The following is an 18,307-nucleotide window of genomic DNA, read 5'->3' as shown; positions in this document are numbered from 1 at the left end:
CGTTCAGTGAGGCCCAATCTTGTCCCACAGCCAGCGCGCGACGGCGTCGGGCGACGATGATGCGTCATTGCCCGACGCGCGCAAATTCGCCTCGCGCATCTCGGCGATATCGATCTTGCCGAGCAGCGGCCGCAGCGCCGCCTTGAGAGCCTCGTCATCGCGCCGCTTCGGCGACAGCAGCACGATCGCGTCATAGGGCGGGATGGCGTGCCTGTCGTCGGCGAGCGTAACAAGATCGTATTTCGCGATCAGTCCGTCGCTGGTGTAGCCCGCGATCACGTCGACCTCGCCGGAGGCGACCGCCGCATACATGAAATCCGGCTGCATCTGACGCTGGGCGCGGAATGTCAGCCCATAAGCCTTTTGGATGCCGGCCCATTCCGGCCGCGAGAAGAATTCATAGTCGCCGGCGATCGACATCGTGGCGGCGCGTGAGGCGAGGTCGGCGATCGAATGGATGCCGAGCTCTTCGGCGCGCTTCCTCGGCATCACCAGCGTATAGGCATTCTCGAAGCCGAGCTCGCCGAGCAGCGTGATGTCTTGCTTCGCCAGCGTCGTCTGCAACTCGCCCAATAGCTCGGCGCGGGGCTTGATGTCGGTGTGGTGGAACTGGTTGGCCCACAGCGTGCCGGAATAGTCGATATAGACATCGATATCGCCGGCCGTGAGCGCGTCGAAGATCACGTTGGAGCCGAGGCCGGCGCGGGTCGTGGCCGGAAGCCCGGCCGCCTGCAGCCGCTGCGCGATCAACGCCGACAGCACATATTGCTCGGTGAACGTCTTGGCGCCGACGACGATGCCCGCATGCGGGCGCGCGATCGCGGGCACCAGAGTCGCCGCGATCAGGGCGGCAATACCAAGCCCGCCGAGCGCCGTCCGGATGCGGCCGCGATTGCGCAGGCCGTTCTCGATCAGCGCCAGCAATTGGTCGACCACAAGCGCGAGCACGGCCGCAGCGAAGCAGCCGAACAGCACGAACACCCAGTTCTGGGTCTGCAATCCCGCGAAGATATAATTGCCGAGGCTGGTCTGACCGATCGGCGTCGACAAGGTGGCGGTGCCGATCACCCATACCGCCGCGGTGCGGATTCCGGCCATCATCACCGGCAGCGCCAGCGGCAACTCGACCATGGTGAGCGATTGCCGCGGCGTCATGCCGACGCCCTGGGCGGCTTCCAGCACCGCCGGATCGACCCCCGACAGGCCGGTGATGGTGTTGCGCAACACCGGCAGCATGGAATAGAGCGCGAGCGCCAGCACAGCCGGCAGGAAGCCGAAGGCGGAGAAGCTGAAGCCGAGCCACGCCGCGGTCAACGCGGCGAGCGCCAGCAGCAGCGGATAGAACAACGCGAGCAGCGCGAGACCTGGCACGGTCTGCACGATACTGGCAAGCCCGAGCAACGTCGTGCGCAGCACCGGCCGGTTACGAGCGATGATCGCAAGCGGCAGGCTGATCACAAGCCCGAGCGCCAGCGCGGCGACGCTGACCCGCACATGATTGCCGAGATAGTCGGGCAGATGCGCGAGCGCCTCGCTCCAGCGCGGATCGGATAATAGATTCATGCCGTGTCGCCCCGCGGCAGCAAAGCGCCCAGGCGTTCCGCCTGCCGCCGCGGCGTGCGCATCAGTTCACCGACATAGGCGTCGGTGCTGGCCGAGAGTTCCGCCGGCGTGCCCTGGGCCAGCAGCCTGCCGCCACGCATCACCGCGACACGATCCGCCAGCAGCAACGCCTCGGTCATGTCGTGGGTGATCATGACCGTGGTCAGGCCGAGCTCGCGGTGCAGCGTTCGATAATCGTCGCCGAGCGCGTCGCGGGTGAGGGGATCGAGCGCGCCGAACGGCTCGTCCATCAGCACGATGCGCGGCTTCGCAGCCAGTGCACGCGCGACGCCGACGCGTTGACGCTGGCCGCCGGAGAGTTCGTGCGGCAGACGCTCGCGATATTGTGAGCGGTCGAGCCGCACAAGGTCGAGCAGTTCGTCGACCCGCGCCGAGATCTCCGCCTGCGCCCAGCCGAGCAGATGTGGCGTGATGCCGATGTTGCCGGCGACGGACAGATGCGGAAACAGCCCACCGCTCTGGAAGACATAGCCGATGCGGCGCCGCAGCAGGATGGGGTCGACGCGGTTGACATCTTCACCCTCGACGGCGATCCGGCCGTGGTCGGCTTCGATCAGGCGATTGGCGAGCCTCAGCAGCGTCGTCTTGCCGGAGCCCGAGCCGCCGACGATCGCCAGGAATTCACCCTCGGCCACGTCAAGCGAGACGTCGTCGACCGCCACCACGCGACCACTGTCAAAACTCTTGCCGACATGCGCGTAGGCAATCAGCGGCGTTGCGGGCATTCCAGGGCGACCTCATGTCTCACCGTCGTGAACGACAGTGATAGCCCATAAAATGGACTTTGACTTGAGGCGCGCGCCTGCGCCGTGTGGTTTCGCAGCCTGTTCCGGTCGAAGCGGATCACCCCTGTCCGGGGCTGTGAGCACACATCACACTTCGTTCTTGGGTACGTACTTGCCCATGATGCATTTATAGCTCTGCAGGTGCCATTCGTGATACGGCCCCTTGGCGAGCCAATCGGCGATGCCGATTTGCGCATTCACTGCGCAGGCGCCCATGGTGATGCCGGATTGGTCACTCGTGGTGACGACCTTTTCCATGCAGAGTTGAGCATTGCAGAGGATGGCGACGAGCGTAACGAGCATGACGGCCTTTATCAGTGGGGTTAACCCGGTCTGACCCGAATCATGCAGGGTTCATGCCACTATCAGCGGCTTTGGCGCCACGGCCGACAAGACCGGGAAAGTACGGCCGGAGCGAATCGTCACGCCCGTCAGCGCGTAGCCGCACGCCCGTAGATACGCTATAGTGGCTGCCCAACTACGACGTGAGATCGGGGCGAGCGAGGAACGTTGCGCGGTCGGGGGCTGCATCGATGATGACGTTACCTGAGTTGGCGGCAGGTGCTTTGGAGAAGTTTCTCGCCACGCATGTCAGCCGCACCTTCGGGGCTTCGCAGGCGCGCTTTGGCGAACTCCTGCCGGCCGCGGCCCGCATCGCGCTGGAATGCATCGGCAACAGCGACGCGCTCTACCACAATGTCGAGCACACGATGCTGGTCACGCTCGCCGGGCATGACATCATCCGCGGCCGCGCGCTGCACACCCACGTCACCGCCGAGGATTACACCCACACTATCATCGCCTGCCTGACTCACGACATCGGCTATGTGCGCGGTCTTTTGAAAGGCGATGCACCCGACGGCTACGTCATCGATGCCTCCGGCAACAAGGTCGTGCTGCCACGTGGCTCGTCGGATGCCGGCCTGATGCCATATCATGTCGACCGCTCGAAGCTGTATGTGCTCGACAGGCTCGAGGCCGTCCTTCCGCTCGATCGCGAGCGCGTCGCGCGCAACATCGAGGGCACGCGGTTTCCGGCGCCCGAAGGCCAGCAATATGACGATGAGGCATCGATCGTCCGGGCAGCCGATTTCATCGGTCAGCTCGGCGATCCCAACTACATCAGGAAGGCCAACGCGCTCTATCACGAGTTCGAGGAGGTCGGCATCAACCGCCAGCTCGGCTATGAGTCGCCGGCTGATATCGTCGACCGCTATCCGCAATTCTACTGGAACATGGTTGCGCCGCACATTCAGGGCGCCATCAACTGCCTGAACATGACGGCAAGCGGCCGCCAGTGGATCGCGAATCTCTATAGCAACGTGTTCCGCGCCGAGCGCGAGGTGACGTTGTCCGGCCCGCAAATCTGACGCCGCGGCCTTTCAGCACGGATTGCGCTGCGTTCCCCAGCCGTTCGCGGAGTGTCCACATTTAGGCCTGCTTCGTCGTTGCACGTTTCGTGGAAATCAGCGACCTTGGGCTATGGACCCCTCCAGTGACCGCGTTTTCGACCGTTCAGCATGATCTCCCGTTTCGCTCAATTGATTGCGGCTGCCGTCCTCTGCTGGCCGGCGCTCGCCGCTGCCGCCGGTCCGGTCTACGACGTCGACCTGTACGCGTTGATGTCCGGCACCTGCCGCAATGTCACCGTTGCGGGCCGCAGCTACACCTGCAAGGCAGTCGCCTATTTCCACACCCTGCGCGGCCGTTCCGAATTCACCGTGGTGCTCGATGATCCCGCCGACAAGAGCCACATCATCTCGTTCTCCGGCGAGAGCACCGAACGCACCCAGGACAATCTGTTCGAGCTCGCGGTCGACCGCATGCTGCTGAAGTCCAGCGACCGCCCGCGGGTGGATGGTCTGCCGGTGCCGCTGGTCGAGATGTCGACGGGCTCCTGCCGTCAGGTCGGAAGCTTCATCACGCGGCAGGTGTCCACCATCACCTGCGCCGCCACCGACCAGAACGGCAAGAAATACGAGCTGAGTTTCGAATCGGACGGCTCGCCGATGACGTTGCGCCGGTTGCGGCAATCGACGCTGCCGTCCGAACGGCAGCGGGCGCGCCAGATCGCGCAGCTCGAATGCCGTCTCAAGGCGCGTGCCGCGCAAGTGCTGCCGCGGGACACGACGGCCTTCATGATCCGCTGCCTCGGCGAGGGCGACGGCAAGCCGGCCGACGAACAGCGATAGCCACGCGCCCGGCGATCCGGACCAGGCTTGAGGAGAATTCGATGCGCTTGAAATTCACCATCATCGCAGCCTTCAGCACCGGTCTCGCCGGGCCCGCTGCCGCGCAAATGTACGATCCGAATTACCCGGTCTGCATGGAAGTCTACGAAGGCAGGCTGACACCCGAATACGTCGATTGCAGCTTCACGTCGCTTCCGCAATGCCAGGCAACGGCCTCGGGGCGATCGGCATCATGCTCGGTCAATCCATTCTACAAGGGTGCAAAAAAGCCGACCAGGGAGCGGGGTCAACGATACCGTCAACCCCGTAACTAGCGCTTGGGTCGGCCGCCAATCATGCCCTGATGGCGGTCGCGCCGCTGGTGTGGTTGACTAACTCCGGCAGTTGTGAGGAAACCGTCCGAGCAATAAGGAGAATCCGATGCGCCTGAAACTTTTCGCGATCGCTGCGTTCGCGGTCGCGCTGGCCCCACCTGCCGCCGGACAGGCCTATGATCCGAATTATCCAGTCTGTCTGCATCTCTATAACGGGCCGATGGCCGGAGACCACATCGATTGCAGCTACACCTCGATCCCACAGTGTCAGGCGACCGCATCGGGTCTCTCCGCGATGTGCATCGTCAATCCCTTCTTCGCTCCTCCGCCACCACCCCCGGAACGTCCCGTGCGCCGCGGACGCCATCCCGTTCAGTGAGGCGGGCCCGCGAAACTTGTCCCGTCAAAGCGGCACACGAAACGCATCGTAAGTGAACAGCCAGTCATAGCGCTCGCGCACCCGGTCCGGCTGCCATTCGCGCGAGACGTAGGCGTCGGCACCTTCGGCGTCGGCAAGCGCGGGATTATGGAAGCGCCTTGCATTCTCGGCCGACTTCACCACGATCGCGTTGGTCCGCGTCAGCCGTGCGGCCTGGTAGCGCCGCAGCGCCTCCTCGGGCGGGAAGCTTTCAAGACAGCGCGCCAGCACCATGCCGTCCTCGATCGCCATGTTGGCGCCCTGGGCCAGGAACGGCAGCGTCGGATGCGCGGCGTCGCCGAGCACGCAGGCGCGCCCGACGACAAAGCGATCGAGCGGGTCGCGGCCGAGCAGCGCCCATTTGTAGGGAATATCGAGGCTCGCGATGATGGTGTGGATCTGCGGATTCCATCCGGCAAAGGCACCGCTGCAGGCCTCGCGCGTGCCGCGTTCGGTCCATGACTCGACCGACCAGCTCTCGCCCTCGAAGATGCCGACGAAGTTCAACAGCTCGCCGCGGCGCACCGGGTAGGTGATGACGTGGCCGCCCGGGCCGACCCAGTTGGTGCCGACGTCGCGTTGCAGGCTCGCCGGTAGCCGTTCCATCGGCACCAGGCCGCGCCAGGCGGCCACGCCCGAAAAGAACGGTTTGGTGTCGCCGCCGATCTGCCGGCGAATTTCGGAGTGCACGCCGTCGGCGCCGACCACGACCTCGCCGCGCCGACGCTCGCCTTTTGCAAGGTGCAGCCAGATGCCGTCGCCGTCCTGGTCGAATCCGCTGCAGCGGCTGCCGAGATGCAGCCGCCCCGGCGTCCGAGCCTTGAATGCGTCGACCAGCACACGGTGAAAGTCGCCGCGATGCACCATCCAGTAGGGCGCGCCATAGATCGCGCGCGAGGAGGCGCCGAGGTCGAACAGTTTCCAGGTCCGCCCGGTGCTGAACAGCCTGATCTCCTTGCCCGAGGGCTCGCAGGCGATCGCCTGCATCTCCTGCTCGAGCCCGAGCGCGATGAGGACGCTGGTGCCGTTGGCGCTGAGCTGGACACCGGCGCCGAGCTCGCGCAGCTCGGACGCCTGCTCGAAGATCTCGACCTCGATGCCGCGCTGCAGCAGCGACAATCCGGCGACAAGGCCGCCGATCCCGGCGCCGGCGATCAGGACCTTTGGCTTGCGGTGTGTGCTCACGCCAACACCGCTATCTGCGCGTGATCAGGAAGTCGTCGGTGAATTCGCCGCGCGACAGCTTGACCGGGATCTCGCCTTCGCTGCCGATCTCGACGATCTCCGAGCCGGACTTGTTATCCTCAGGGGTTAACAGCTCGATGCGCTCGGCGATCCGCTCCGCCTGCCAATCGGTGAGCTTCCAGGCAAAGTGGCCGCGGCCGAGATCGCGCATGCCGAATTCGTTGTCGGCGGGCGCCAGCACCAGCGCGTCGCGCGAGACGGCGCCGGGAATCCGCTCCGCCACGGCAATGCTCTGCGGGTTCTCGGCAAAGCGCCGCAGCAGCATTGCCAGGGCGGCGAGATCCGCCGCCTCGCCGAGGAACAGGAACAGCGGATGAAAATCGCTCGGCATGTATTCGAATCGCAGCATGATCGTCGGTCCGTTGGCTGGGACTACTCGCTGAGCATCTTGATGACGTCCTGGGCGTGGCACAGCTCCACGGTGCCGACGTCGGCGGGCCGGGCAAGGCACTCCAGATAGCGCACCTGCAGCCACTGGCCATCGTCCATGTTCTCCACCACCTCGGCGACGACGCCGGCCGCAAGTTTCAGCCGCGTCCCCACCTTGATCGCCATCACGTCAATCATTGCTACCCTTGCTACCCTTGACCTCGCCCGGAGCTGGCCTCGCTCAGAAGAACGTGGTGAGATTCTTGGCCAGCAGGATGTTCTGTTCAAGCAATATCTCGCGCCTTGCGATCTTGAAGCCATTGTCGGTCAGGCGCAGCGTGTCGTTGCGGCGGCCGACGAAGATGTAGGTCTCGTACTCGACGCGGTTTTGGTAAACGAGGAAGCGGCTGGTGACGTCGAGCTCGCGAGCTGCGCCGACATCCGGCCGCGCGCCCTTGATCTGCACATTGCTGACCATGTGCGTGATGCGCGACAGCGGCTCCTCGGCATAGTGCACGCCGGTCAGGATCTGCTCGACCCGCTTGGTCAATGTCCATTTGTCCTCGTCGAACCAACTGATGCCTTCGCCGCGTTTGGTGTTCTCGCGCGCGGCCTGCTGGCCGAACTTCACGTTGCGGCGGATCGGCATGAAATAGCTGATGTCGTCCGTGAGTAGCTCGAGCCAGTCGCGGAAGCGCCGGTCGTCGAGCAAATCGGCCTCGTGATAGTAGAAATCCTCGATATCGGCCTTCAGCCGGTAGTAGGCCGCTGATCGCTCGATCGCAGCGTTGCCGGCGTGTTGTTGTTTGTCCTGATCCTGAACGGTCGTCGTCATCGCTATCTCCTCATCAGGCATCGCACGGTTTTCAGAGCGCCGGCTTGGGCGGAATCGGTCCGCCCTGCTGGGCGAAGCAGCCGACATCGATCACGGTGCCGGACAGCGTTTCCGCTTCCGGCGACAGCAGGAAGGCCACGACATTGGCGATGTCGTCACCGGCGGCGACGCGGCCCGCGGCGGTGCCCGGCGCGCCCTTGCCGAAACGCGCCGCATCGCCGCCGATACGGCCGAGGCTCATGCCGCTGACGATGCCGCCGCCGCCGGGGATCACGGTGTTGACGCGGACGCGCTGGTGAAAGAAGTCGTAGGCCATCGCCGCGCTCAGCGCGACAACGCCGCCCTTGCTCGCGCTGTAGACCGCCATGTTCGGCTTGCCCCAGCCGGCGCCGGAGCCGATGTTGACGATCGAGCCGCCGCCTTGCGCGATCATGTACGGGATCGCGGCGCGGCTGGTCAGATACGGTCCCTTCAGATTGACGGCGATGATCCGGTCGAACAGCGCCTCGTCGGTGTCGAGCACGGTGCCGAGCGGACCGATCGCGGCGTTGTTGACGACGCCGTCGATGCGGCCAAACCGCGCCATCGCGCGCGCGACCACCCTGGCGACGTCATTCGCTTGCGACACATCGGCTTCCATCAGTTCGGCGGAGAGCCCTTCGCGATCAAGCTGTTCGCGCAAGGCCGGAATGGCGTTCTCCGCGGTACTCGAGACCTGCGGCGCTTCGAGACCGAAGGCGACCACCGCATGGCCGCGCCGCGCGAGGCCGAGCGTGATCGCGCGGCCGATGCCGAAGGTGCCCCCGCTGACGAGGACGGTTTTTGCGGGCGCGGTCATTCTGCGGCCTGCCGGTGGCCGGCGGGTGATCCGAGCAACTCGTGCCAGTCGCCGCCCTGCATGTAGGTGGTCCAGCGGCGGTAGAAGCCGCGCGCGATCTGCTCGGTGACTTGGGTCGAGACGTCGCCGCCGAGCGGATGATCGGTGACGTAGGCGCCCATCGACTGCTGATAGTTGAACGGATAGCGCCGCGCCACCGTGCCGGTGCTGGCCGCGGTGGCATAGAGCCAGTTCTCCATGTCGTCCTGCTCGGTCATGCCGGCCGGGCCGGAGTAGCGCATGTAGTAGCGGCGCAGATATTCCTTGGCTTCCCTCGGCGCGTCCTTGTCGACCAGGAAGAATCGCCAGCCTTCGGTCGAGGTCGGGCTGTGCGGATGCCAGGCGCAAAGCCCTCGCGGCTGGCGGCCGTGATAGGACGTGTTGGGGAAGATCGTGCCGACGAACGGCAGCAGCCGCGCCCCTTCGCCGAGCCGCCGCTTGCGCTCCTCGAAACAGTGCCGGAAGTATTTTTCGAGGATCGGGTTGTCGAGGAAGGACTCGATGTATTCATTGGCCTCCGGCTGGATCGCGCTGTGCACGCCATGGCCTTCCGGAAAGCTGATCCAGACGTGCTGCGCCTTCTCCAGCTCGTCGTCGCGGCGGCCCTTCTTGCCGGCGGCGGCGCTCGGCCCGATGCCGATCAGGTCGACCGAGCGATGGCTTGGGTTGTGATAGGTGTCACCGAGGAAATTCTCGGCCGCGAATTTCCAGTTGGCAGGGAACACCCATTTGTGGACGCCGATCACCTCGGAGCCGCCCTCGCGGCCGTCGCGGCAGTCGAGCGCCTGGTCGAGATGAATCTTGGCATCGCCAAGATAGGTGATGAAGTCGGGCGCGTCCTTGTCCCAGGTCGCCCAGATCGAGCCCTTGTAGTTGCAGAGCTTCGCCACCGAGACCAGCGAGTTGGCATCGCGGTCGAGCACCCCGTCATACAGCGTCCGGTGCAGCGGAACGCCCTGCAGCTTGCCGTCGGTGGTGTAGGTCCAGCTGTGATAGGGGCAGGTGAACAACGACGTATTGCCCTGCTCGTAGCGGCACACCTTCATGCCGCGGTGCCGGCACGAATTCAGGAAGACGTGGATCTCGCCCTTCTTGTCGCGGCACAGGATCACGGATTCTTCGCCCATCCGCGCGGTGTAGAAGTCGCCGGGATTGGGCACCAGGCTTTCGTGGCCGACCAGCAGCCAGGCGCGGGTGAAGACCTTGTCGAGCTCCTGCCGGTAGATATCGGCATCCACGAAGATCTCGCGGCTGATGAAGCCACCCTTGACGTCAACAAGCTGATCGAAATCGTTGCGAAGCGGCATCGGCTCCTCCTTGTCTAGTCTGCGCGACGGTCAGTCGCGGCGAACGATGGTGCGTCCTACTTGTCGAGCTTGCAGCCGCCGGTTCCCTCGGGGCGGAACGCCTTGTCGCCGGGGATGGCCGCGATCTTCTGGTAATAGTCCCAGGGATATTTGCTCTCGTCCGGCTTCTTCACGCGGTAGAGCGAGAGGTCGTAGACGACGCGGCCGTCCTTGCGGATGTGCGCGGGGCGGCTGAAGAAATCGACCGGCAGCTTGCGCATCTCGGCATTGACCGCCTTGGCCTCGTCGCTGCCGCCGGCCTCGATCGCCTTCAGATAATGGCGCACGGCGGCGTAGGTCGCGGCCTGCAATTTAGTCGGCTCGCGCTTCTCGATCTCGATGAAGCGCTTGGCGAAGGCGCGGGTGCCGTCGTCGTCATCCCAGTAATATTGGGACGCGATGTACATGCCTTGCGCGTCGCGCAGGCCGATCGAATGGACATCGGAGATGAAGGTCAGCATGCCGACGATGGTCTGCCCGCCTTGTTGCAGGCCGAATTCGTGGGTCTGCTTGACCGCGTTGACGGTGTCGGCGCCGGTGCCGGCCAGCGCCACCACCTTGGCGCCGGAGCTCTGCGCGGCGAGCAAAAAAGATGAGAAGTCGGTGGTGTTGAAGGGATAGCGCACCGCGCCGAGCACCTTGCCGCCGGCATCGGTGACGGCGCGCGAGGCGTCCTTCACCATCGCGCTGCCGAACGAATAGTCGACCGCGACAAAGAACCATTCCTTGCCGACGCGGCGGCCCAGCTCACCGACAAGGCCGGCCGACAGCGCGTAGGTGTCGTCGGCCCAATGCGTGACGACGGGCGAGCATTTGTCGCCGGTGAGGTCCGATGTTGCTGCGCCCGAGACCAGCGCGGTGCGGTTGCTCTGCGTCGCAAGTCCGGCGACCGCGAGACCGACCGAACTCACGGCGAGATCGGTCACCGCGTCGACGTGTTCGACGTCGAACCATTGCCGGGCGATCCCGACCGCGACGTCGGGCTTGTTCTGGTGATCCGCCGAGATGATCTCGATCGGCTTGCCCAGCACCTTGTTGTGAAAATCCTCAGCGGCAAGCTTGGCGGCGGTCACCGAGCCCGGCCCACCGAGATCGCGGCCGCTGCCGTAGTCGCCCAGCACCGCAATCCGCACCACGCCGTCCGAGATGCCCGAGCCGTCGGGTGCGGCATGCGCCAGCGGCGTCGAGAGCATCAGCGTGGCGATCGCGGCGGCGGCCCATCTGCGCGAGGCGTCTGTCTGCGGCAATTCCAATCCTCCCGTCGATTTTCATATGTCCATCTAGTGGACATTATTATCATAATTTGCGATAGTATCCGCGCGGGCCGATTGGTCAAGCGCGCTGGATGCAGCGCGCCCTGCCGAATTTGCGGATGTGGACGGATGGCAAAGAAACCGAAGGCGGAAGTTCACGACGCGGAGCAGGGGGCGTCAGGCGTGCGGGCGGTCGACCGCGCCATTGCGATCCTGCAATGCTTCACGCCGGATCAGCCGGCGATGAGCGTGATCGAGATCCAGAAGCGGGTCGGGCTGAGCCGGCCGACGCTTTATCGCCTGCTGCAGACGCTGGCGCAGCGCGACCTAATCCAGGCCGAAGGCGACCCGCAGCGCTTCCGGCTGTCGCACGGCGTGATGAAGCTGGCCCATGTCTGGCTGAAGGGTCTCGAGGTGGTCGCGATCGCGCGCCCGGTCGTCGAGGGCCTGCGCGAGGCGACCGGCGAGACCGCGGCGCTGTTCCGCGAACAGGATGATCGCGGCATCTGCATCCTCGAATGCGAGAGCCGTCACGTGCTCTCGATCAGCCGCGGCGTCGGCCACAGTCTGAGCCTGATCCAGGGATCGACCGGCAAGGCGATGCTGGCCTTCATGGAGCCGAAGCGGCAGGCCGCGCTTCTTGCCGGCATTGCAAAGAGCGCGGATCGCGCGCGGCTCGAGGACGCGCTGACCTTTGCGCGGCGCAACGGCTATGCGACCAGCCACGGCGAGATCTTCGCCGGCGCGGTCGCCGTCTCCGCGCCGTGTTTCGATCACCGCGGCGAGGTCGTCGGTTCGGTCGGCCTCTACGGACCGAGCGCGCGCATCGACGAGCGGAAGCTATTGGAATACTCAAAGCTGGTGCGCGAGGCGGGCCGGCAGATTTCGGTTCTGCTGGGCTATCAGGACGGCGTGCCCATCGCGTAGGGCTTCAACACCGCATAGAGCATGTCGTGCGTCGGCGTCGGGACGCCGAGCTTGCGGCCGAGCTCGACCACCTTGCCGTTCAGCCATGGCAGTTCGAGCCGGTTGCCGCGCTCGAGATCGAGCGCCATCGAGGCCTTCATCGCCGGCGGCGCGTGTCCGATGAAGTCGAGCACTTTCGTCAGCGCATCCGGCGGCAGCTTGATGCCGCTGGCGTGCGCGACGGCGATGATCTCCTCGCAGGCCGACACGAAGAGCGGGCGCAAATCAGGATCGTCGCGCAGCTTGCCGATCGGCAGCCTGGTGACCGCGGTCATGCCGGCATTGGTGGCGAGGCCGACGAACTTCATCCAGAGCTCGGTATTGATCTGCTCGCTCAAGGTCGCGTCGAAGCCGGCCTTCAGGCAGAGATCGAGCAGCGCCTTGCCGCGCGGCGTGATCTGGCCGTCGAGCTCACCGAAGATCATCCGCATGAAGGTGCCGACCTGGTTGATGACGCCAGGCTTGATGATCGAGGCAGAGATCTGCGCCACGCCGCCCATCACGGCGTTGCGTCCGAGGATCGGGACCAGCCTGTCAGGCGCGTCGATGCCGTTCTGCAGCGGGATCACCGCCGTGTCGGGGCCGACCATCGGCCTGATGTGCTGGCCGGCGCTTTCGACGTCCCACAGCTTGACGCAGAACAGCACGATATCGACCGGGCCGACGCTTGCCGGATCGTCGGTCGCCTGGGTCGGGACGAGATGGGTTTCGCCGCGGCCGCCCTGAACCTTCAGCCCCTCGCTGCGCATGGCGGCCAAATGAGCGCCGCGCGCGATAAAGGTGACGTCGGCGCCGGCATGCGCGAGCGCCGCACCAAAGCCGCCCCCGACGCCTCCGGCGCCCACCACTGCGATCCGCATGATTGTCTCCTTGTCCGTCGCTTTGGGGCCGCAGCCTCGACGATGTCGGCGCAATGTGCAACCCGGTTGCGCTATTGCGCAGCCGGCCTGTCTGAAATTCGCGTGACCGCAGCCTTGTTTGCTACGCCATCTTCCTGCGTTGACTTGCCCGCCCGAACCGCTAAGCCATTTCGGAAAGTTCGGGAGGAATGCGTGGCGATGACGGAGCCGACGGCGGTCGCGCTTGACAATGCGACGGTGGCGTTTCGGTTGGCGGATGGACGCGTCTATACCGCGGTCGAGCAGGCCAATCTTTCGGTTGATCACGGCGAGTTCGTCGCCATTGTCGGCCCGACCGGATGCGGGAAGTCGACGCTGCTTAACGTCACGGCCGGGCTGCTCAAGCCGGCGGCCGGAACGGCCAGGATCTTCGACAAGCCGCTGAGCGGCCTCAACCGCGATGCCGGCTACCTGTTCCAGGCCGATGCGCTGTTCCCCTGGAAGACCGCGATCGACAATGTCGCGATCGGGCTCGAGATATCAGGCACGCCGCGCGCCGAGGCGCTCGCGCGCGCGCAGAAATGGCTGACCTCGGTCGGGCTCGGCGCCTTCGCCAATCGCTATCCGCACATGCTCTCGGGCGGCCAGCGCAAGCGCGTTGCGCTGGCGCAGGTCCTGATCCGCGATCCGAAGATCCTCCTGATGGACGAGCCGTTCGGTCCGCTGGACGCCCAGACCCGGCAGATCATGGGCAATCTGCTGCTGGAATTGTGGAGCGCCGACCGCAAGGCGGTGCTGTTCGTCACCCACGATCTCGAGGAGGCGATCGCGCTGGCCGATCGCGTCGTGATCATGTCGGCCGGTCCTTCCGCGCGCATTATCGGCGACTGGCGCATCACGCTGCCGCGGCCGCGCGACATCGCCGAGATCCGGATGGAGAAGGATTTCCATGCCCTGCACCGCGAGATCTGGGGCGTGCTGAAGGACGAGGTGATGAAGGGCTATGTGCAGTCGACGCAGGCGGGAGCCGCCTGATGTCGCGCATCGCGTTGCTGTCCCTGCAGGTTCTGGTCGCCGTCGTCACACTGGTACTGTGGCAGCTCTTCTCCACTGTGCCGGTGTTCGGCAAGGTGCTGCTGCCGCCGTTCTTCTTCTCCAATCCGGTCGACGTCTTCAGCCAGATTGTAAAGTGGTTCTCGACGGGGGTGATCTGGAAGCATCTCGCGATCACGCTCTGGGAATCCATCCTCGCCTTCGTGATCGGCTCGGCCAGCGGCATTCTGGTCGGCTTCTGGTTCGCGCGGCAACCGCGCGTCGCCGCGGTGTTCGATCCCTATGTGAAGATGGTCAACGCGCTGCCGCGCGTGGTGCTGGCGCCGATCTTCGCGCTGTGGTTCGGGCTCGGCGTCTGGTCCAAGGTCGCGCTCGGCGTGACCCTGGTGTTCTTCATCGTGTTCTTCAACGTCTATCAGGGCGTCAAGGAAGTACCGACCACGGTGCTCGACAACGGCCGCATGCTCGGCATGAACGAGCGGCAGCTGATGCGCCACGTCTACTGGCCTTCGGCGCTGTCCTGGATGTTCTCCTCGCTGCACACCTCGGTCGGCTTTGCGGTGGTCGGCGCGGTGGTCGGCGAATATCTCGGCTCCGCCGCCGGCCTCGGCTACCTGATCCAGCAGGCCGAGGGCGTGTTCGACGTCGCCGGCGTGTTCGCCGGCATGTTCGTGCTGTCGGCCTTCGTCATCCTGATCGACATGGGCGTGACGATGGTCGAAAAGCGGCTGCTGGTGTGGCGGCCGACGACCGTGACGCGGGACTAAAGCATGATCCGGAAAAGTGCGAAGCAGTTTTCCCTCGCGACAAACGCGGGACGCGTTTGCGCGGAGATCATGCTCAAACAAAGAGCTAAAGCGCGATGACGATTCAACCTAATCGCATCGCGCTTTAGGGCACTTCCGGCGCGGTCTCGATCAAGCCGCGGATCTTCTCCGTCACCTCCGGGTCGATCGGATTGTAGACAATCATGCTGAGGTCGGGCCGGCCGTCGACCGCGAACGCCGAATATTCGAACTTGACCGGGCCCAGGATCGGATGCCGGAGCTGCTTGACGCCTTCGCCGTGCGTTCGCACGTCGTTGTCGCGCCACAGCGCCGCGAATTCCGGACTGAGCCGGCAGAGCTCATCGACGAACGGTTGCACCTCGGCAGCGGCGCCGGCACGCGCTGCGTCGACCCTGAAGGCGCCGACCACGAAGCGCGCCACGCTGGCCCAGTCGTGTTGCGCGGCGCGGACGCGCGGATCGAGGAACATGAAGCGCAGCACGTTGCGCTCGCGCGGCGGCAGCGATCCGTAGTCCGTCAGCATCACGGTCGCGGCCCGGTTCCAGGCGACGATATCCCAGGTCGCGGTGCGTATCACGGCGGGACGCGGCTCCAACGCGTCGAGCACGCGCTGCAGCCGGGGCGTGACGCCTTCGCTCTTCTGGTAGCGCACCTCGGGCGTGCGTCCGAGACCGAGCAGGAACAGATGCTCGCGCTCGACATCGGTCAGCATCAGCGCACGCGCGATGCGGTCGAGCACATCGGCAGAGGGCGCGCCGCCGCGGCCCTGTTCGAGCCAGGTGTACCAGGTCGCGCTGATATTGGCGCGCTGCGCCACCTCTTCGCGGCGCAGCCCCGGCGTGCGCCGCCGCTCCGGCGGAAAGCCGAACACGGCCGGATCGAGCTTGCTGCGGCGGTCCTTCAGGTAGGCGCCGAGCAGGTTCTCTTGCGCGAGCGGTTCGCTCATCCTGTTAGCTATTATACCATGATAAGGTCACTACTTTAACAGGATAGCGCGCAGGGCCAGATTTGTCTCCAACGAAACCTGGAGACTTCCTCATGCGTGTGTTCGTCACTGGTGCCACCGGATTCATCGGCACTCCCGTCGTCAAGGACCTGATCGCCGCCGGACATCAAGTTCTTGGCATGGCCCGTTCGGACGAGGGGGCGAACGCGATCTCCGCCCTTGGTGCGGAGGTTCTTCGCGGCTCGCTCGAGGACCTTGATAGCCTGCGCAAGGGGGCAAGCGCTTCGGATGCTGTCATTCACCTGGGCTTCGTTCACGACTGGTCCAACTTCGCGAACAGTTGCGAGATCGACCGCCGCGCCATCGAAGCCCTGGGTTCTGTTCTGGCCGGATCGGACAGGCCACTGATTGTAACCGGGGGGTTGGCGGGATTGGCCAAGCCCGGCCAGATCGCGACTGAGAACCAAACGATATCGCCGGATTTCCCATTTCCCCGCGTGTCGGAACAGACGGCCCTGTCGCTGAAGGGCGTCCGTGCGTCGGCCATGCGTCTTCCCCAGGTCCACGATCCCGTCAGGCAGGGTCTCATCACCCCCTTGATCGCGGTGTACCGCGAAAAGGGCGCGTGCGCTTATCTCGGCGACGGGCAAAATCGTTGGCCGGCGGCGCATGTTCTCGACGTGGCGCGCCTCTACCGGCTGGCCGTCGAACAGGCTGAGCCGAACGCAAGATATCACGCCGTCGCAGAAGAGGGGGTCTCGATGCGCGATATTGCCGAAACGATCGGACGGCGCCTGAAGCTGCCGGTTAGATCGATCGCCCCGCAAGAGGCGCAGGCCTTCTTTGGCTGGCTCGGCACGTTCGCGGCATACGACATAGCGGCCTCCAGCGAGCAGACGCGCAGGACGCTTGGATGGCAGCCGACCGGGCCGGGGTTGATTGCCGATCTCGAGCAGCTGGTCTATTCCGCGCAGTAGGACGCGGCACAGTAGGATACGTAAGGTGGGTTAGCCGAAGGCGTAACTCACCATTTCTCCGCGGGTGGGCACAGTTGGTGGGGTAGCTTCGCAGCCGGTCACAGCGGGAAGCATCGCATGTAGGCCGCAAACAGCTTCTCATCGCTGTAGCTCACCAGCTCGTGGGTAACCGCGTCGGCCAATTCGAGGTCGCGGTTCTGGACGCGCAGCCAGGCCTGGATGTCGGCGGTGATGGTCAGAGCGGCCTCACCGACATGCCGTCCCGGCACGACCTGGAGGTCCTTGCCCTTGATCGCGACGGTCATATCCAGCGCGCTTGCACCGGTGAAGCGCAGATGCGTCACGAAATCCAGACCTCGCGCCCTGCCGCGCTGGAATCCGAGCGAGAGCGAAAAGATATAGGCCTGCAGGCTGCCGGTATGGCGGCCGGACGCGACATGCTGAAGCTTCTTGTGTGGAAAGCGCCGCGTCACGGTGTCCTCGGCGTCGGTATCCGGGATCACGTAGACGAACTCGTCCTTGTCGATCAGCGGCTGCACCACTTCGGCGAAATGGGCGTCGCGATCGTGCAGGAAGGGGCCGATCACGTCTTCGCCGGCCGGGCAGGCCGAAATGCAATAGGCCGCCTTGTAGCCAGGCTTGAACGACAGCGATTGCCAGATGTTCAGCGTCTCGGTGCGGGGAACGCGGGCGCGATAATCCCTTGCGTCCTTCGAGTCCGCGACCTTCTCCACCCACTGCGCGAAGTTGCCGAGAAAGTCGTGATAGTTGTGGGTATGGCAGGACAGGAAGTCGAAGCCGCCGTCCGGCTTGATGGCACCGACCGGGCAGGCGGCGACGCACAATTTGCACTCCAGGCACGGATTGTATTCGATCGGGTGATCATGGGCGTCGACCTCGCAGCCGAGCAGGATGGTGCCGAGCAGGACGAAGCTGCCGAATTTCGGATGGATGACGCTGCGATGGATTCCCATGCGGCCGAGACCGGCTTCCACCGCGATCGGCTTGTGCTGGACCATCATGATCCTGGGCAGGTCCATCTCCATCGGGAACGCGGCAACCGAGTTGCAGGCCGGGATGCCGTGCTCGTCGAGCGCGCGAACGATGGCGCGCGCGGTTTCGTTGACGTGATCGTAGGTGCAGTGGAATTCCTCGTTGGCGACCGATCGCGAGGGCGAGCGCACCGGCTCGCGGTTCATGTGGCAGACGATCGCGATAAGGGAGCGCGTCCGGCCATAGACCTTGCGAATGAAGTCCCGCTGCGGCGCGATGGCGGCCCGTTCGAACTCGATGATGCCGACATCGTCGGCTCCGCATCTGCGCGCGATATCCTTGATCAGCTCCGATGAAACCGGGACGTCGCGGCCCGGTTCGCTGCTGCGTGCGCGCACAGCCCTGACCGTGGGGTGATCGTCCAGGCTCATGGGGTCCTGCCTTCTATAGATGATGATTATCATATTATGGAGCGAGCGGACGCGAGG

The 18,307-nt window shown here is 64.9% G+C and carries 21 protein-coding genes; 8 read left to right on the top strand and 13 right to left on the bottom strand.

Annotated elements, in window-relative coordinates:
- Nucleotides 1-3: 3 nt before the first annotated feature.
- The 3 genes from E2I15_RS19815 to E2I15_RS19805 form a co-directional block, all read right to left on the bottom strand.
- The gene (locus E2I15_RS19815) at nucleotides 4-1,563 is read right to left on the bottom strand and encodes a glycine betaine ABC transporter substrate-binding protein (protein ID WP_137478762.1); all 1,560 of its coding nucleotides are present in this window, start codon (nucleotides 1,561-1,563) and stop codon (nucleotides 4-6) included.
- Nucleotides 1,560-2,348: an ATP-binding cassette domain-containing protein gene (locus E2I15_RS19810; RefSeq protein WP_137478761.1), complete on the bottom strand. Its 789-nt coding sequence runs from the start codon at nucleotides 2,346-2,348 to the stop codon at nucleotides 1,560-1,562. Before E2I15_RS19810 ends, E2I15_RS19815 begins: the two co-directional genes overlap by 4 nt.
- A 147-nt stretch (nucleotides 2,349-2,495) precedes the next feature.
- Nucleotides 2,496-2,711, bottom strand: coding sequence for a hypothetical protein (locus E2I15_RS19805; RefSeq protein WP_016844293.1), 216 nt, complete (start codon nucleotides 2,709-2,711; stop codon nucleotides 2,496-2,498).
- Between the two features lie 230 nt (nucleotides 2,712-2,941).
- Between E2I15_RS19805 and E2I15_RS19800 the strand changes: the two genes are divergently transcribed.
- From E2I15_RS19800 to E2I15_RS19785, 4 genes are all read left to right on the top strand, one after another.
- Nucleotides 2,942-3,778, top strand: coding sequence for a metal-dependent phosphohydrolase (locus E2I15_RS19800; RefSeq protein WP_137478760.1), 837 nt, complete (start codon nucleotides 2,942-2,944; stop codon nucleotides 3,776-3,778).
- A 150-nt stretch (nucleotides 3,779-3,928) separates the two neighbouring features.
- On the top strand, nucleotides 3,929-4,600 hold the full coding sequence (locus E2I15_RS19795) for a hypothetical protein (RefSeq protein WP_246668049.1): 672 nt from the start codon (nucleotides 3,929-3,931) through the stop codon (nucleotides 4,598-4,600).
- 41 nt (nucleotides 4,601-4,641) lie between these two features.
- Nucleotides 4,642-4,914: a DUF3551 domain-containing protein gene (locus E2I15_RS19790; RefSeq protein WP_137478759.1), complete on the top strand. Its 273-nt coding sequence runs from the start codon at nucleotides 4,642-4,644 to the stop codon at nucleotides 4,912-4,914.
- Nucleotides 4,915-5,020: 106 nt separating this feature from the next.
- Nucleotides 5,021-5,293 carry a DUF3551 domain-containing protein gene (locus E2I15_RS19785; protein WP_137478758.1) on the top strand — a complete coding sequence of 91 codons (273 nt, stop codon included), beginning with the start codon at nucleotides 5,021-5,023 and terminating at the stop codon, nucleotides 5,291-5,293.
- A 24-nt stretch (nucleotides 5,294-5,317) separates the two neighbouring features.
- Here E2I15_RS19785 and E2I15_RS19780 read toward each other — a convergent pair whose 3' ends face one another.
- From E2I15_RS19780 to E2I15_RS19750, 7 genes are read right to left on the bottom strand one after another with little or no spacing between them, the layout of a single operon-like run.
- Complete coding sequence (locus E2I15_RS19780) at nucleotides 5,318-6,517, bottom strand: FAD-dependent monooxygenase (RefSeq protein WP_137478757.1); 1,200 nt, start codon at nucleotides 6,515-6,517, stop codon at nucleotides 5,318-5,320.
- A gap of 10 nt (nucleotides 6,518-6,527) precedes the next feature.
- Nucleotides 6,528-6,926 carry a hypothetical protein gene (locus E2I15_RS19775; RefSeq protein WP_137478756.1) on the bottom strand — a complete coding sequence of 133 codons (399 nt, stop codon included), beginning with the start codon at nucleotides 6,924-6,926 and terminating at the stop codon, nucleotides 6,528-6,530.
- Nucleotides 6,927-6,949: 23 nt separating this feature from the next.
- Complete coding sequence (locus E2I15_RS19770) at nucleotides 6,950-7,144, bottom strand: SH3 domain-containing protein (protein WP_246668048.1); 195 nt, start codon at nucleotides 7,142-7,144, stop codon at nucleotides 6,950-6,952.
- Between the two features lie 43 nt (nucleotides 7,145-7,187).
- Nucleotides 7,188-7,781 (bottom strand): 3-phenylpropionate/cinnamic acid dioxygenase subunit beta, encoded by a 594-nt coding sequence (locus E2I15_RS19765; protein WP_137478755.1) that lies wholly within the window; start codon nucleotides 7,779-7,781, stop codon nucleotides 7,188-7,190.
- Nucleotides 7,782-7,812: 31 nt separating this feature from the next.
- Entirely contained in the window at nucleotides 7,813-8,619 is an 807-nt protein-coding gene (locus tag E2I15_RS19760) for an SDR family NAD(P)-dependent oxidoreductase (RefSeq protein WP_137478754.1), read from the bottom strand.
- The gene (locus tag E2I15_RS19755) at nucleotides 8,616-9,965 is read right to left on the bottom strand and encodes an aromatic ring-hydroxylating oxygenase subunit alpha (protein ID WP_137478753.1); all 1,350 of its coding nucleotides are present in this window, start codon (nucleotides 9,963-9,965) and stop codon (nucleotides 8,616-8,618) included. The genes E2I15_RS19760 and E2I15_RS19755 overlap by 4 nt, the downstream gene beginning before the upstream one ends.
- A 56-nt stretch (nucleotides 9,966-10,021) precedes the next feature.
- Nucleotides 10,022-11,257 (bottom strand): ABC transporter substrate-binding protein, encoded by a 1,236-nt coding sequence (locus E2I15_RS19750; RefSeq protein ID WP_137478752.1) that lies wholly within the window; start codon nucleotides 11,255-11,257, stop codon nucleotides 10,022-10,024.
- 129 nt (nucleotides 11,258-11,386) lie between these two features.
- Here E2I15_RS19750 and E2I15_RS19745 point away from each other — a divergent pair, with 129 nt between their 5' ends.
- Complete coding sequence (locus E2I15_RS19745; RefSeq protein ID WP_137478751.1) at nucleotides 11,387-12,184, top strand: IclR family transcriptional regulator; 798 nt, start codon at nucleotides 11,387-11,389, stop codon at nucleotides 12,182-12,184.
- On the opposite strand, the gene E2I15_RS19740 is transcribed toward E2I15_RS19745, so the two are convergent.
- Nucleotides 12,160-13,083 (bottom strand): ketopantoate reductase family protein, encoded by a 924-nt coding sequence (locus E2I15_RS19740; protein WP_246668046.1) that lies wholly within the window; start codon nucleotides 13,081-13,083, stop codon nucleotides 12,160-12,162. The two genes, E2I15_RS19745 and E2I15_RS19740, sit on opposite strands and share 25 nt — an antisense overlap.
- Nucleotides 13,084-13,281: 198 nt before the next feature.
- Here E2I15_RS19740 and E2I15_RS19735 point away from each other — a divergent pair, with 198 nt between their 5' ends.
- Both E2I15_RS19735 and E2I15_RS19730 read left to right on the top strand, forming a co-directional pair.
- On the top strand, nucleotides 13,282-14,097 hold the full coding sequence (locus tag E2I15_RS19735; protein WP_016844307.1) for an ABC transporter ATP-binding protein: 816 nt from the start codon (nucleotides 13,282-13,284) through the stop codon (nucleotides 14,095-14,097).
- Complete coding sequence (locus E2I15_RS19730; protein WP_137478750.1) at nucleotides 14,097-14,882, top strand: ABC transporter permease; 786 nt, start codon at nucleotides 14,097-14,099, stop codon at nucleotides 14,880-14,882. Before E2I15_RS19735 ends, E2I15_RS19730 begins: the two co-directional genes overlap by 1 nt.
- Before the next feature lie 124 nt (nucleotides 14,883-15,006).
- Here the strand turns inward: E2I15_RS19730 and E2I15_RS19725 are convergent, their stop codons facing one another.
- Nucleotides 15,007-15,849, bottom strand: coding sequence for a helix-turn-helix transcriptional regulator (locus E2I15_RS19725; protein WP_137478749.1), 843 nt, complete (start codon nucleotides 15,847-15,849; stop codon nucleotides 15,007-15,009).
- Between the two features lie 92 nt (nucleotides 15,850-15,941).
- Here E2I15_RS19725 and E2I15_RS19720 point away from each other — a divergent pair, with 92 nt between their 5' ends.
- On the top strand, nucleotides 15,942-16,826 hold the full coding sequence (locus E2I15_RS19720) for an SDR family oxidoreductase (protein WP_137478748.1): 885 nt from the start codon (nucleotides 15,942-15,944) through the stop codon (nucleotides 16,824-16,826).
- Nucleotides 16,827-16,924: 98 nt separating this feature from the next.
- Here E2I15_RS19720 and E2I15_RS19715 read toward each other — a convergent pair whose 3' ends face one another.
- Complete coding sequence (locus E2I15_RS19715; protein WP_246729422.1) at nucleotides 16,925-18,283, bottom strand: 4Fe-4S binding protein; 1,359 nt, start codon at nucleotides 18,281-18,283, stop codon at nucleotides 16,925-16,927.
- Nucleotides 18,284-18,307 lie beyond the last annotated feature (24 nt).

Origin of the sequence: Bradyrhizobium sp. BR2003, from assembly GCF_009720285.1 — a bacterium.
GTDB classification, from domain to species: Bacteria; Pseudomonadota; Alphaproteobacteria; order Rhizobiales; family Xanthobacteraceae; genus Bradyrhizobium; species Bradyrhizobium elkanii.
The sequence above is the reverse complement of the archived record's forward strand: the minus strand, read 5'-3'. Positions and strand labels throughout refer to the sequence as shown.